General features: G+C 38.6%; 13 protein-coding genes. 1 reads left to right on the plus strand and 12 read right to left on the minus strand.

What is annotated here, in order from left to right:
• Positions 1-42: 42 nt before the first annotated feature.
• From BMSHG_RS19855 to BMSHG_RS19895, 9 genes are all read right to left on the minus strand, one after another.
• A complete protein-coding gene (locus BMSHG_RS19855) occupies positions 43-1,086 on the minus strand; it encodes a siderophore ABC transporter substrate-binding protein (protein ID WP_019156224.1) in 1,044 nt (347 codons plus the stop codon).
• Positions 1,087-1,439: 353 nt separating this feature from the next.
• Positions 1,440-2,207 carry an iron ABC transporter ATP-binding protein gene (locus BMSHG_RS19860; RefSeq protein ID WP_019156225.1) on the minus strand — a complete coding sequence of 256 codons (768 nt, stop codon included), beginning with the start codon at positions 2,205-2,207 and terminating at the stop codon, positions 1,440-1,442.
• Entirely contained in the window at positions 2,204-3,157 is a 954-nt protein-coding gene (locus BMSHG_RS19865; RefSeq protein ID WP_019156226.1) for an iron chelate uptake ABC transporter family permease subunit, read from the minus strand. The genes BMSHG_RS19860 and BMSHG_RS19865 overlap by 4 nt, the downstream gene beginning before the upstream one ends.
• Entirely contained in the window at positions 3,147-4,100 is a 954-nt protein-coding gene (locus BMSHG_RS19870; protein WP_019156227.1) for an ABC transporter permease, read from the minus strand. The genes BMSHG_RS19865 and BMSHG_RS19870 overlap by 11 nt, the downstream gene beginning before the upstream one ends.
• A 260-nt stretch (positions 4,101-4,360) precedes the next feature.
• Entirely contained in the window at positions 4,361-5,110 is a 750-nt protein-coding gene (locus BMSHG_RS19875) for a glucose 1-dehydrogenase (RefSeq protein ID WP_019156228.1), read from the minus strand.
• Positions 5,111-5,252: 142 nt separating this feature from the next.
• On the minus strand, positions 5,253-5,828 hold the full coding sequence (locus BMSHG_RS19880; RefSeq protein ID WP_019156229.1) for a nitroreductase family protein: 576 nt from the start codon (positions 5,826-5,828) through the stop codon (positions 5,253-5,255).
• A gap of 176 nt (positions 5,829-6,004) precedes the next feature.
• Positions 6,005-8,410 (minus strand): heavy metal translocating P-type ATPase, encoded by a 2,406-nt coding sequence (locus tag BMSHG_RS19885; RefSeq protein WP_019156230.1) that lies wholly within the window; start codon positions 8,408-8,410, stop codon positions 6,005-6,007.
• Positions 8,411-8,503: 93 nt separating this feature from the next.
• Positions 8,504-8,710 carry a copper chaperone CopZ gene (gene copZ / locus BMSHG_RS19890; protein WP_026073552.1) on the minus strand — a complete coding sequence of 69 codons (207 nt, stop codon included), beginning with the start codon at positions 8,708-8,710 and terminating at the stop codon, positions 8,504-8,506.
• Positions 8,711-8,729: 19 nt separating this feature from the next.
• Positions 8,730-9,062: a metal-sensitive transcriptional regulator gene (locus tag BMSHG_RS19895; protein WP_019156232.1), complete on the minus strand. Its 333-nt coding sequence runs from the start codon at positions 9,060-9,062 to the stop codon at positions 8,730-8,732.
• Positions 9,063-9,269: 207 nt separating this feature from the next.
• Here BMSHG_RS19895 and liaG point away from each other — a divergent pair, with 207 nt between their 5' ends.
• Entirely contained in the window at positions 9,270-10,124 is an 855-nt protein-coding gene (liaG, locus tag BMSHG_RS19900; RefSeq protein ID WP_019156233.1) for a LiaG family protein, read from the plus strand.
• Positions 10,125-10,165: 41 nt separating this feature from the next.
• On the opposite strand, the gene BMSHG_RS19905 is transcribed toward liaG, so the two are convergent.
• The 3 genes from BMSHG_RS19905 to ppdK all read right to left on the minus strand — a co-directional run bounded on the left by BMSHG_RS19905 (position 10,166) and on the right by ppdK (position 14,628).
• Positions 10,166-11,356, minus strand: coding sequence for an MFS transporter (locus BMSHG_RS19905; protein WP_019156234.1), 1,191 nt, complete (start codon positions 11,354-11,356; stop codon positions 10,166-10,168).
• Between the two features lie 8 nt (positions 11,357-11,364).
• Entirely contained in the window at positions 11,365-11,802 is a 438-nt protein-coding gene (locus tag BMSHG_RS19910) for a MarR family winged helix-turn-helix transcriptional regulator (RefSeq protein ID WP_019156235.1), read from the minus strand.
• 162 nt (positions 11,803-11,964) lie between these two features.
• Entirely contained in the window at positions 11,965-14,628 is a 2,664-nt protein-coding gene (gene ppdK / locus BMSHG_RS19915) for a pyruvate, phosphate dikinase (protein ID WP_019156236.1), read from the minus strand.
• Positions 14,629-14,630: the final 2 nt, after the last annotated feature.

Genomic DNA, 14,630 nt, shown 5'->3' on the forward strand with positions numbered 1-14,630 from the left:
AGATGTAATTCGTATATACATCTTTAAGCAGCTCTTTACTCATTATGATTTTAATTCAGCTAAAATTTCTTCAATTTTGGCAAGCTCAGATTGTAAACCACCGCCACTTAAGTACCATAATGGACCATCAAGGTAGACAATTCGGTTATTTTCATAAGCCTGAGTTTTCTTAATGATATCATTTTCCATATCCGCTTTGATGTTGGACTCCCCACCAGTTGCTGCTGTACGGTCAATGACGAATAATACTTGTGGATCAAGGTCTAGAATTGCTTCAAATCCAAAGTTAGAACCATGTGAAGAAGCTTCAATATCTTCAGTAACTGGTGTGAAGCCATAAACGTCATACATATAACCGAAACGAGAGTTTGTTGCGAAACCTGATAATTTTCCTTCATTATACATCGTCACTAATGATGTATCAAAGTTTCCAGCTAATGTTTTAACTTCATCTAACGCTGTATCAAATTTTGCAAGGTAATCTTCAGCCTCTGCTTCTTTATTAAACATTTTCGCTGCAATATCTACTGAGGCAAGGAATGTATTCCAGTAGTCATCTTGAGATGTTCCAACGAATACTACATTTGGTGTAATTTCCTTTAGTTGATCTAAGAATGCTGATTGACGGCCCGAAATGAAGATAACATCAGGTCCGATTTCAGCGATATCTTCAAGTAATGGTTCCTTTAAGTTCCCAATGCTTACATACTCATCTCCTGAATACTTTTCAAGGTGAGCTGGTAAAGTAGAGTCTTTCGCAACTCCGATAATTCCTTCTACCCCAAGTGCGTCTAATGTATCTAAGAAACCATAATCAAATACGACGATTTTTTCTGGCATTGTTTCAAATGTTACATCTTCATATGTATAAGATGCACTACCATCCATGCTATCACTTGAAGCTACTGTTGGAGAAACAGTTAATGGATAAGCAGAAGTAGTTTGCTCTTCTTGCGCCGTTTCTTTTTGATCTGCAGCTGCATTGGTATCATCTGTTTTTTCTGTATTTGCTTCCTCATTACTACCACAAGCTGCAAGCATTAAGATAAGTACTAATAAAACACTAGCTAATTTCCACTTTTTCATGTCTGTAACTCCCCTTTTGATTCGTATTTTATAATCATTAATGATAATCATTATCACTGATAACAATTCTCATTATAGAGTGATCGACGATCAACGTCAATCATTTTTTTGAAAGTAATTTCTATTTTTTGTGAAATTTTTATGAACTGACTCGATTTCACTATGTACGAAAGCAAATGAAAAACAAACTTTTTGAGCGTTATTCATTCGAACTCACGCTAAAATTGTAATTCATTCGTTATTTACCTTAAGGATCGCCATTATGAAATTCATCCCCATAATAAATCGCTTTCATTCTGTGCCTAGAAAAAGACCTAGTGAACTCCCTAGGTCTATTTTATGACTACATTTATCTACTCATGAGAATTAAAGTATACACAAATACGGCAGCCATTTTGTTCTTGAATCGGGATATCCATATCGTAAATTTCTCGCAATGCATCTGAGTTGATTATGTCATTGGTTGGCCCATTTTTCACTAACTTTCCGTCTTTTAAGGCCACGATACGATCAGAATAAACAGAAGCAAAGTTAATATCATGAAGAACAATAACAACCGTTTTTCCAAGCTCATCTACAAGCTTACGTAAAATTTTCATAATTTGAACTGAATGCTTCATATCCAAGTTATTTAATGGTTCATCAAGTAAAATATAGTCCGTATCTTGCGCAATGACCATCGCAATAAAAGCACGTTGCTTTTGACCACCAGATAATTCATCCAAAAATTTATCTTCCATCTCGGTTAAATTCATATAGCTCAGAGCTAAGTTAACAAACTTTTCGTCGTCCTCTGTCAGACGCCCTTTTGAATAAGGATAACGACCAAAAGCAACAAGCTCACGTACCGTTAAACGAACATTAAGAAAGTTCGATTGCTTTAAAATGGAAACACGCTTTGCAAATTCAGAGGACTTCCATTTTTTCACATTATTTTTATCTAATAATACTTCTCCAGTATCTGCGTCTAATAAGCGGCTCACCATCGAGAGAAGTGTAGACTTACCAGCACCATTAGGGCCGATAAAAGATGTAATGGCACCTGATTCAATTTTTACAGATACGTTTTCTACAACAGGCTTTTTACCAAATCGCTTCGTTATCCCTTTGATTTCAATCATCCTGCTGCCCTACTTTCTTTTAATAATAAGTAAATGAAGTAAATACCACCGATAAAGTTAATGATGACACTTAACGTCGTCCGCAATTCTAAAATATGTTCAACGAGGAACTGTCCCCCGACTAACGCAATAATACTCATTAGACTCGCACCTAAAATTAAGACGGAGTGCTTATACGTAACTAAATATTGATACGAAAGGTTTGCAACGATTAATCCAAAAAACGTAATGGGACCAACTAATGCCGTTGAAGTGGCAATGAGAACTGATGATAAAATAAGGATGTTCATTACCATACGGTCATAGTTGACACCAAGGTTAATCGCATTTTCACGTCCAAGCGACATAACATCTAACTTCCCCATAATCCGGTATCCATAAAGGAAAGCTAGCAATAAAATTCCAATTGAAATATATAATAACTCCGATTTCACACTTGTGAAACTTGCGAATAAACGGCTTTGTAAGCTTAAATACTCCAGTGGATCAATCAGCACTTGTAAAAAGGTGACAAAACTGCCCAAAAGTGTACCCAAAATCATTCCTATTAGAAGAAGTAAGTAAATAGGATGCTTATCAGCACGGAATAAGAATCGATATAATATCAATGCAAATAAGACCATGGCGATAATAGCTGCACCAAAATTCAAATACTTATTTAAGACCCAAATCGACATTGATCCTGCGAAGAAGTAAATGATCGTCTGAACTACTTGATACATCGAGTCAAGTCCCATAACAGACGGTGTTAAGATTCGATTATGGGTAATCGTTTGGAAAACGATGGTTGAATATGAAATCGCAACTCCTGTTACAATCATTGCACTGACTCGAATCATTCGGCGTGGAAAGGCGTAATCAAATCCACCTTTTATATCATAAAATCCATAAAGCAAAATACAGACAATCGCAATGGCTGCTAATAAAATCAGCTTCGTACTATTTCGCATATGCTCTCCCCCTAAATAACATAATTAAGAAGATCGCACTGCCTATTACTGCCACGGTAACATTAACTGGTATCTCATAAGGGTGTACAATAATGCGTCCAATAATATCACAAATTAAGAGGAACACAATCCCTAGCACGGCTGTATGTGGAATCGTTTTCCGTAAATTATCTCCTAAATAAAGAGAAACAACGTTCGGAACAATTAGACCTAAGAATGGAATAACTCCGACAGTAAGAACAACAGTTGTAGCAATAACGGCGACGAGAATAAGACCTAAATTTAATACAAGCTTATAACTTAAGCCTAAATTTTTCGCAAAATCTTCTCCCATTCCAGCGACCGTGAATTTATTAGCATATAGATATGCTAAAATGACAGCTGGTATGCTGACATACAAAAGCTCGTATCTTCCAGATATAACTAAAGTGAAACTTCCCATTAACCAAGAAGAGATATTTTGCAGAAGGTCTTGTTCGTATGCAAAGAATGTTGTAATAGAGGATAAAATATTTCCATACATAATTCCAATCAACGGAACGAAAATGGCATCCTTAAATTTGATCCGATCAAGAATTTGCATGAATACTAGAGTACCTACTAAGGCAAAAGCAAAACTAAAGATGACTTGTTGTGTATATGTTACATTAGTGAAAAAAAGCATAGAAATTAAGATCCCTAGTTTAGCTGCATCTAAAGTCCCTGCAGTTGTAGGCGATACAAATTTATTACGGCTTAATGACTGCATGATCAAACCTGCAATACTCATTCCTGCTCCTGCTAATATAATGGCCATTAGTCGAGGGACGCGACTAATTAGGAATATTTGTGTTTCATCTGACTCCCAATCTAGTAAATCACTCGGCTTAATATCAATTGCTCCGACAAATAGCGATACAAAAGACAGGACTATAGCTGCAATTATCAACATCCAAAGTCTCATTTATAATCCTCATTACATGGTTATTCTCGGAACTATAATTGAAAACGATTATCATTCCAAGTGCATTTTCATTATAAGTAAATATATCCCTAAAATCAACCCTAAAACGCTAATTGAAATGAGAGAAGTAGCAAGAATATGAAAATTTGGTGAATGATTTTAACCTTTTATATTCCTATAATTTCACAAAAAAAATCCCTTATCTAAAAAAGACAAGGAACTAAAAACTAGCATTTTCTTACGTATGTTTGAAATCATTTTTACTCCTCATAAATCATCTTTCTTGTCATCCCGCCGTCAATAATTAGATTGATACCTGTGACAAAATCATTCGCTGGATCCGTTAAGTATAAACAACCATTTGCGATATCTTCTACTCTTCCAACTCTATGAGAAAAATGTTGCTTATGATCATTTTCCTTTAATTGCGAATAGTCACCTGTTTCAATCCAGCCAGGAGAAATTGCATTAACAGTGATGTGATCGTTTGATAATGAAGCAGCTAAAGCGTGGGTTATGGCCACAATTCCTCCCTTTGATGCAGCATAAGCTTCTGAGTGAGGTTCAGACATGATGGCTCTCGTTGAAGCGATATTAACGATGGATCCGCCTTTATCATTTTCACGCATATATTTCGCCGCTTCCCTTGAGCCTAAAAAGACACTTCGTAAATTCGTATTGATCACATCGTCCCACTCGTTAAGCGATACATCATACACATTTTTAAACTGGCTCACTCCCGCATTATTGATCAAAACATCAATTTTTCCGTACGTATCTTTTGTAACTTTCATTAAGTCAATGATGTCTTGTTCTTTGCGCACATCTGTGTGAACAAACATACATTGCACACCCATTGAAAGAAGCTCTTCTTTTACCTTTTGCCCTTCTTCTTCATTTACATCTGCTAACACAACCGTTGCTCCTTTTTTGGCATACGCCTGTGCAACACCTCTTCCAATACCATTTGCAGCACCAGTAATAATGGCAACTGTATGTTGAATGCTCATTTTTGTTCCCACCTTTCTTTCGATTCTAGCTTTAATTTTGGCAAAATTAGGGTGAAAGAGCAAATCATTTCATCAGACAATCTACACGACTCACTAAATCTAAAAACACTGTCACTTAAGTGACAGTGCCGTATAGCAATTTCTATTCTTTATCAATCCAAGTGGTAACTTCTTCAACTGATTTTATCTTTCTTGCTGGTGGAGTCATATCTGGATAGCCTACATAAATGAAACCGAGCACTTCTCCCTTTTCTGATAACCCGAAAAGATGACTTACTTCCCGATCATAACAAGGCTTTCCTGTCCGCCAAATAGCCCCTAGTCCTAGAGCATGAGCTGCGATCAACATATTTTGTACTCCTGCGTTTACAGCTGCATATTCCTCTTTCAAAATAACCTTTGGGTGATCACTTGGCTCGACTGCTGCAACGATAATAACTGGCGCTCGAAAAGGGTTCTTTCTAGCTTTTTCTATTTTTCTCTGATTGTCTTCTGTTGTCGGATCATCCATGTCTCTTGCCACAATACGTGCCAGTGTTTCTCCTAAACGTTTGCGGCCATCCCCTGTTAAAACAAAAAATCGCCATGGCTCCGTCTTCACATGATTTGGAGCCCATGTTGCGGTCTCTATAATTTTTTCAACTAATTCTTTTGCTACTTCCTTTTCTTGTACTCTACCAATACTTCTTCTTGTACGTAACGCTTCAAAAGCCTCCATCCGCTCTCCTCCATTTCAAAACTATTAAAAGTATATGAACAGTAATATCACTAATAACCATTAATTTGAGTATAACTTATATAAATACTATATAAATAGTAATAACACCTTTACCTGTATAGAAAAGCACGAAAAAAAAGCTATCGAATCAATCGATAGCTCAAGAAAAATGTAGTTTATAATTTCACTTTCTGCAGACGTAGTGCATTGAGAACAACTGAAACCGAACTAAATGCCATTGCCGCTCCTGCAAGCCACGGAGCGAGGAAGCCCATAGCAGCGATCGGAATTCCGAGCGTATTATAGCCAAATGCCCAAAATAGATTTTGTTTAATATTACGTATCGTTTTGCGACTCATCGCAATCGCATCAGCAATGCTATTCAAATCTCCACGGATTAACGTGATATCTGCTGCCTCCATCGCTACATCCGTACCCGTACCGATTGCCATCCCGATATCAGCAACGGCCAATGCAGGTGCATCATTAATCCCGTCTCCAACCATTGCTACCTTTTTCCCATTCACTTGAAGTTTTTTCACTTCTTCCGCTTTTCCTTCAGGAAGGACTTCCGCAATATAATGCTCAATACCAACTTTACCTGCGATCGCTTTAGCAGTCTCTTCATTATCTCCAGTGATCATAATAACATCTAAACCCATTTCTTTAAGTCGCTGAATCGCCACAACTGAAGTATCTTTAATCGTATCTGCGACCGCAACCAACCCGGAAGCCTCATGATTCACAGCTACAAGCATTGCCGTTTTTCCTTCTTTTTCGAGGGCTTCCATTTCAACGAAATACTTACTTGCGTTTACTTCAAATCGATCCATGAGCTTTCTCGTACCAATGAGGAGTTCCTTCCCTTCAACTGTAGCTCGAATACCGAAGCCTGGAATTGCCTCAAAATCTGTCACTTCCTTAAAAGCTATTCCCTTTTCTTTCACACCTGCGACAATCGCCTCTGCTAAAGGATGTTCAGACTTTCTTTCCGCACTTCCAACAAGCATCAAAAATTCCTCTTCATCCGAGCTTGTCAAAATATCGGTTAAAACAGGAGCACCATTTGTCACCGTACCGGTTTTATCCAATACAACAGTGGTAATTCGATGGGTTGTTTCTAGATGTTCTCCACCTTTAAAAAGAATCCCGAACTCAGCGGCACGACCTGAACCTGCCATAATCGACGTTGGTGTCGCCAAACCTAATGCACAAGGACAGGCAATGACAAGAACGGCAATTAGATTTTCCAAGCTTTCCGCAAATTCTCCTGGTGCGACAACAAAATACCATACAAGGAAGGTTAAAAGTGCTATTCCAACAACAATCGGTACGAAAACCCCCGAAATTTTATCTGCTAACCGTTGGATCGGCGCTTTCGTTCCTTGTGCCTCTTCCACTACTTTTATGATTTGTGCAAGCGCAGTATCCTTGCCCACTTTTGTTGCCTTGACCTTTAAGAACCCATTTTTATTAATCGTTGCACCGATTACTTCATCGCCACTCATTTTGTCAACAGGGACACTTTCCCCCGTCAGCATCGATTCATCAATCGCCGACTGACCTTCGAAAATTACTCCATCAACGGGAATCTTTTCACCTGGTTTCACATAAAAGAGATCTCCTACAACAACTTCCTCTAACGGAATTTCTAGCTCCTCCCCATTGCGTTCGACAATGGCGGTTTTGGCTTGTAAGCCCATAAGCTTTTTAATCGCTTCAGAAGAGCGTCCCTTTGCTTTCGCTTCGAATAATTTTCCTAAAACAATGAGCGTGATGAGAACAGCACTTGTTTCATAGTAAAGCTCTGGTGAATGCCCATCCATGCCCACCATTTTAAAAGATAAGTATAGGCTGTAAAAATAGGCCGCGGATGTTCCTAAAGCGACAAGCACATCCATATTGGCGCTTTTATTTTTCAAAGCCTTATAGGCACCAATATAAAACTGCTTTCCAATATAAAATTGTACTGGCGTTGCAAGGAGTAGCTGAAACCAAGCATTCATAAATAGATCTGGCACATAAATGAAGGAAGTAAATTCAAAATGACCGACCATAGACCATAATAGTGGAAGTGATAATAGGAGTGAAAAAATAAATTTTCGCTGCTGTTTCTGAATTTCAGCTTCTCGATGATCGATCGTCTCTTTGCCCTCTTCTTTCGCACGCGCTCCATAGCCTAAATCCTGAACTTTTTTAATGAGATCCCCTGTTGCGATCTCTGTCGGATTATACTCAATTGTTGCTTTCTCAAGGGCGAGATTGACATTGGCATTTGCGACACCATCAAGCTTATTTAAACCCTTTTCGATTCTCGCCGAGCAGGCAGCGCAAGTCATTCCAGTGATTTCAAGCTCTGCCTTCTCAGTCACAACATCATAGCCTAGATCTCGAACCTTTTTTTGAATCGTTTCTATATTTGTTACCTTCGGGTCATATTTAACTACCGAGCGTTCTAACGCCAAGTTAACATTTGCTGCTTCTATGCCCTCAAGCTTGCGCAAACCTTTTTCTATTCGTGTCGCACATGCAGCACAAGTCATCCCTGTAATTTGCATATTCGTTTCTTTTATGGCACTCATACCATTACACCTCTATTTTTATACCCCCAAAGGGTATATATAATGGATAAAAGAACGTGCTAGTGTTTATGTAGCACGTCTTTTTCTATAAATTTATTCTACGTCATACCCTTGATCATCAATTGTTTCCTTAATGACATCAAGCGTTACGACATCACTATTAAAATCGACAGCAACAGTTCCTGTCTCAAGATTAACCTTGACTTCACTTACACCAGCTAATTTTCCAACGCTTCCTTCAACTGCTTTTACACAATGTCCACAAGACATTCCTTTTACGTTTAATGTTGCATTTGCCATCATTATTGCCCTCTTTCATTTATTTTTTCATTAGCTTTTGAATCGTTATGAGTAACTCATCAATCGCTTCATGATCTCCATCTTGAACTCTTTCTAATATACAGCTCTTCATATGAGCTTCTAATAATATTTTGGCTACACTATTTAATGCTGCAGTCGTTGCTGAAATTTGCGTGATGACATCATCACAATACGTATCTTTTTCAATTAACCCTTTAATCCCCCGAATTTGTCCTTCAATTCGGTTAAGTCTTGTCACAAGGTTTTTCTTCGTTTTATCTGAATGATGGCTCTTTCTTCCATCATGGTCGTGACAACATTCTTCCATTTCTTGAGGTTCGATATTCTCCATTCACATTCCTCCTCGCTTTCATTGTACTATACCCACCTACCCTATGCAAACATAAAATACATACGACTAGAGTCTTAGTTTAAAATAAAGCTTTAGAGCAATGATTATTATGAGCTTATCAATTATGATGAAGATACAAGGTTTTGAGATCATGCTATATACTAATTATAAAAAAATATTTGCATAAAGTATGGAGGAAATTTGACAATGAAACGAATTTTATTAATTTTTATTATTCTTGTTGGAGGGTATATTTTATTCACTACGGTTGGCAATCTGACTTGGTTTTCCGATAAAGATAACACGAAGGCAGAGATCACGAATAAAATAAAGAGCATTGATTTTGATATTTCATCGGTTAATTTAGAAATCATTCCTGAAAAACGGAATGACTTAGAAGCTGTTTTTGATGGCAAGGGAAAGATCAACGTGCGTCAGAGTGGAAATGCGATTACCGTATCCCATGAACGCGGATGGAACTCTTGGTTTTCTTTTTTCAATCATTCTAAACTAATAGTCTACATTCCAGAAGATTATCAAAAAGATATGGAAATCAATATCGGTTCTGGAAGTGTTGAACTCGCTGGAAATTCGGAGAAACAGCCATTCACCCTTGACGATCTTGCAATCGATATGGGGTCAGGGAGTATCAATCTACGTCATCTTCAGGTAAATGATTTTTCTCATGATGGGTCATCAGGAAATGCATCCATTGATGGTCTTTCATCCAAATCGAGTACCATCAATATTAGCTCTGGAAATATCAAAGTAACTGATTTTAGTGGTGAATTAGAAGCGGACATTTCATCAGGAAAACTGGATATCGGGTTTGCTGAGCTCGTTGATTCGGTTGAAATTGGCGTAAGCTCTGGTACTGTTACACTTGACTTACCAGATCAAGCGGACTTCACTTTAGACGGTAAAATTGGTTCTGGGAATATTTCTTACAATCTTCCATTAACGATAGAAGAGCAAGACAAACATCATGTTAAAGGAACGCTCGGAACGGGCAAGCATAATATTGACATTAATGTATCGAATGGTACTGTGAAAATTCAATAAAAAAATGCTCTGTACTCGATATCGAGCGCGGAGCATTTTTTTTACATTACTTCTGATATCTTTTTATCTACCTGTCCTTTCCTTTCAAATAAGACAACTGTATAAATCAAAAGAAGCATGATTAAAAACGCAATGGAGAAACCATAAATAAAGTGATAGCTAGTAATAGCAGCTAATGCTCCAAGTCCGATTGAACCAATCGCAATTCCAAAGTCCATTCCGGAAAAAAACATCGCATTCGCTGTACCTTGTTTTTCCTTCTTTACTTTTTTCACCGCAATTGCTTGAAGGGTTGGAGTAACCACCCCATAAGCAATTCCATAAAACATCCCTGCTAGAAGAAGGATACCCGTGCTATCCATTATTGCTAATAGGATTAAACCAATTATGCCACTCATCACACCTGGATAAAGGATCACTTTATGTCCATAACGATCAAATAATCTTCCTGATAACGGTCGAACAAGGACCATCATGATCGATAAAACTAAGAAGAAAAATGGCACCGAAGCTGCTAAATCAGCCTCTTTGCCAAGCTCTCCCATGAAGCTAATGACCCCGCCTAATGAAATCGTAAAAAAGATCGTTAGGCTACATGGAATAAAGGCATCTTTATCAAAAATCGATTCTTTAAAAGAAATATTCTTTTTTTGTGGCAATGGATTTTTTTGTGGTGATTTTACAAAAAAGGAAATCACCAGCGTAGCGATTGTAAGTCCTACCGTTAATAGAATCATGAAATTATAAGAAGTTAGTTGCAGTAGTGATAATGCGATCATAGGAGCAATACTTGTGCCTACACTAGTCGCCAGCCCGTAATAGCCAATCCCTTCACCTAACTTTTTAGTCGGAATCATATTTGTTGCCATCGTCGCTAAAACGGTCGATAATATGCCAAATCCTATCCCATGTAGAGCGCGCAAACAAAGGAGTAAGACGGTGGAATCCTGTCCATAACTTGCGCCAATGGATACGGCAACGAGGACAAGAGCTGCCATATTGAGCACCATCAAATTCACTTTATGCATGAAGTAGCCAATCAATGGTCTTGTCATAATCGCAGACAACATAAATACGGTGGTCATCATTCCACCCTGTGTCGGATTATTTTTCAAATCTGTAATATAAGCTGGAAAACCCGCAGTTAAAATCTGGATTCCGAGAAAAAATAAAAAAGCCATCACTAAAATCGTGATATAGCGTCCTGTCCATAACTTAGATGCTTCTTTCAATATGGTTCCTACTCTCTATCTAGTAATTGATCGATGTTGCTTTCCATTAGATGCATGACTTCCTGATAAACTTTGAGTTTTTCTTGTTCGATGTCAGCAATCATTTTCGTAAAAATTTCTTCTATATAAGAGGTTAACTCTTGCACTAAGGCTCTTCCTTGTTCTGTAATTTCAATTAAAAAGGAACGCCTGTCAGCTGGATTTGAAATTCTTTGGATCCACCCTCTTTTCTCAATTAAATCAAGAATTTTCGTGAGGGTCGCTTGATCCTTATCGGTTCTATGTGAAAGCTCTTTTTGAGTAATCTGATCGGTTTCATGAAGCGTTCTTAATACGGCCCACTGTTCTGTAGTAATATGGTAGGGCTTTAAATGAAAATTAACGATCCGTGTAATCTTTTTACTTAAACGAACGGACGCTGAGCCAATTGATTTATCCATTGACATACGAAACAACTCCTCAAAGCAATAAGTGCAATTATACCGCAAAATATTATTCGTGTAAATATATTTTGTATACAAACTATATTTATGTAGATAAACAATATCTCCTTAAAAAGCCATGACAGAAAGAAAAGACGTATCGTATTGATACGTCTTTTCCTATAGTTATACTTGAACCTGTAGTGATTTCTCTTGTTTACGAATGGTTGCCTGAGCCGCTGCCAATCTTGCCAACGGAACTCGATATGGAGAGCAGCTCACATAATCCAATCCCGTTTCATAACAAAAGTCAATCGAACTCTTTTCACCACCATGCTCACCGCAAATTCCTGTTTTCAGCTCCGGCTTTGTCGCCCTTCCAAGCTTGACACCAGTTTCAACGAGCTTTCCAACCCCATCACGATCCAGAACAGCAAATGGGTTTTCCGGGAGCACTTTGTTTTCAATATATGCTTGCAAGAATTTTCCTTCCGCATCATCCCGACTATAACCAAAAGTCGTTTGTGTTAAATCGTTCGTTCCGAAGGAGAAAAAGTCAGCTTCTTCGGCAATTTCATCGGCCGTAAGTGCTGCCCGAGGGATTTCGATCATCGTTCCGATAGAATACTCGAAACTCTTCCCCGTTTCTTCCTGTACTTGAAGAGCGGAATCTATCACAAGTTGACGCATTTCTTTCAGTTCATTGACATGACCTACAAGCGGAATCATAATTTCTGGTTTAACGGAAACACCTTTATCTTCTAAGTTAGCAATTGCATAAAAGATTGCCTTTGCTTGCATTTCATAAATTTCTGGATGAATCATTCCTAAGCGACAGCCACGGTGCCCAAGCATTGGATTGAACTCATCTAATTGACGAACCTTTTTCAGAAGAAGCTCCTTTTCAACCAATTCTGGAGCATCAGGATTCAAAATTTGCAGCTTCGTCACTTCGACTAATAACTCTTCCTTATCAGGTAAAAATTCATGTAATGGCGGATCTAATAATCTAATCGTGACTGGGAAACCATGCATTGCATCAAAAATGCCTTCAAAATCCCCTTGCTGCATCGGCAGTAATTCATTTAAAGCTTCCTTCCGTTCTGCATAGTTTTCCGCAAGAATCATCTTTTGAACAATTGGGACTCTTTTTGCATCCATAAACATATGCTCTGTGCGGCATAAGCCAATTCCACCTGCACCAAATTCAAATGCTTTCTTGGCATCCTCTGGATTATCGGCGTTCGCCCTCACTCCAAGCTTCCTCGTTTCATCTGCCCATTGTAAAAGTAATTGGAATTCCTCAGAGAGCTGTGGTTCTATCATTGGAATTTCGCCCATCATGATTTCTCCTGTAGCACCATCAATTGTGATCATTTCACCCTCGGAGATAACCGTCTCCCCCACGAAGAATTGCTTTGCCTTCAAATCGATTTTCAGTGCTTCGCATCCACAAATACATGCTTTCCCCATTCCTCTAGCTACGACTGCAGCATGACTCGTCATTCCCCCACGGCTCGTTACAACCGCTTGCGCCGCAATAATTCCATGGATGTCATCAGGAGTTGTTTCTGGGCGCACCAGAATTACCTTTTTCCCTTCATTCCCTAATGCTTCAGCCTCATCAGCATCAAAGACAACCTGCCCAGTTGCTGCACCTGGTGAAGCTGGCAACCCTTTTGTTAAAATTTGACGAGCATAGGATTCATCAATGCGACGGTGGAGAAGCTGATTCAACTGATCAGGATCGACGCGGAGAAGTGCCGTATTTTTATCAATCAAGCCTTCTTTTACCATTTCAACGGCTATGCGAATCGCTGCTTGCGCCGTCCGCTTCCCTGTTCTCGTTTGTAAAATGAACAGCTTCCCTTTTTCAACCGTAAATTCAATGTCTTGCATATCTTCGTAATGCTTTTCTAGTAGATGACAAGTTTGTGAGAATTGCTGAAAGACAGTTGGCATTTCTCTCTCTAATGTTAGAATCGGTTGAGGAGTGCGAATTCCTGCGACCACGTCTTCCCCTTGGGCATTAATTAAATATTCCCCGTATAAAAGATTTTCACCTGTTGATGGATTTCTTGTAAAAGCAACTCCTGTACCCGAATCATTTCCCATATTTCCAAACACCATGCTTTGAATGTTGACAGCCGTCCCTAAATGATCTGGAATTTTGTTTAAACGACGGTAAACAATGGCTCGCTGATTGTTCCAAGAATCAAATACTGCCTTTATCGATAGGAATAGCTGCTCTTTTGGATCCTGTGGAAACTCCTTTCGAGTCCGGTCTTTAACGATTTTTTTATAACTAGCAATTACGACCTGCCAATCTTCTGCTGTTAACTCTGGATCAGAAGCATAGCCTTTTTGTTCACGGTATTCTTCAAGCAGCTGTTCAAAGAAAAAAGTATCGACGTCAAGTACGACATCTGAGAACATTTGGATAAAGCGGCGATAAGAATCATAAGCAAAACGCGGATTATCAGTAAGATGCGCCATCCCCTTTACCGTCTCATCATTCATTCCTAGATTTAATATCGTATCCATCATCCCCGGCATCGAGAATACAGCTCCAGAACGAACGGACACAAGTAGCGGATTAGTTGGATCACCGAGTTTTTTTTCTGTTTTTTCTTCTAAGACTTTTAAGGAATGGAGGATCTGCGCCTCAATCTCAGGAGAAATCCTTTTTCCTTCATCATAATAATTGTTACAGCTTTCAGTCGATATCGTAAAGCCAAATGGAACTGGTAGCCCAATCGCCGTCATCTCAGCAAGATTGGCTCCTTTTCCCCCTAACAGTTCCTTCATACGGCTATTTCCTTCATTGAACATATAGACAAATTTCTTCATGA

This window comes from Robertmurraya massiliosenegalensis JC6 (genome assembly GCF_000311725.1).
GTDB lineage: Bacteria > Bacillota > Bacilli > Bacillales > Cytobacillaceae > Robertmurraya > Robertmurraya massiliosenegalensis.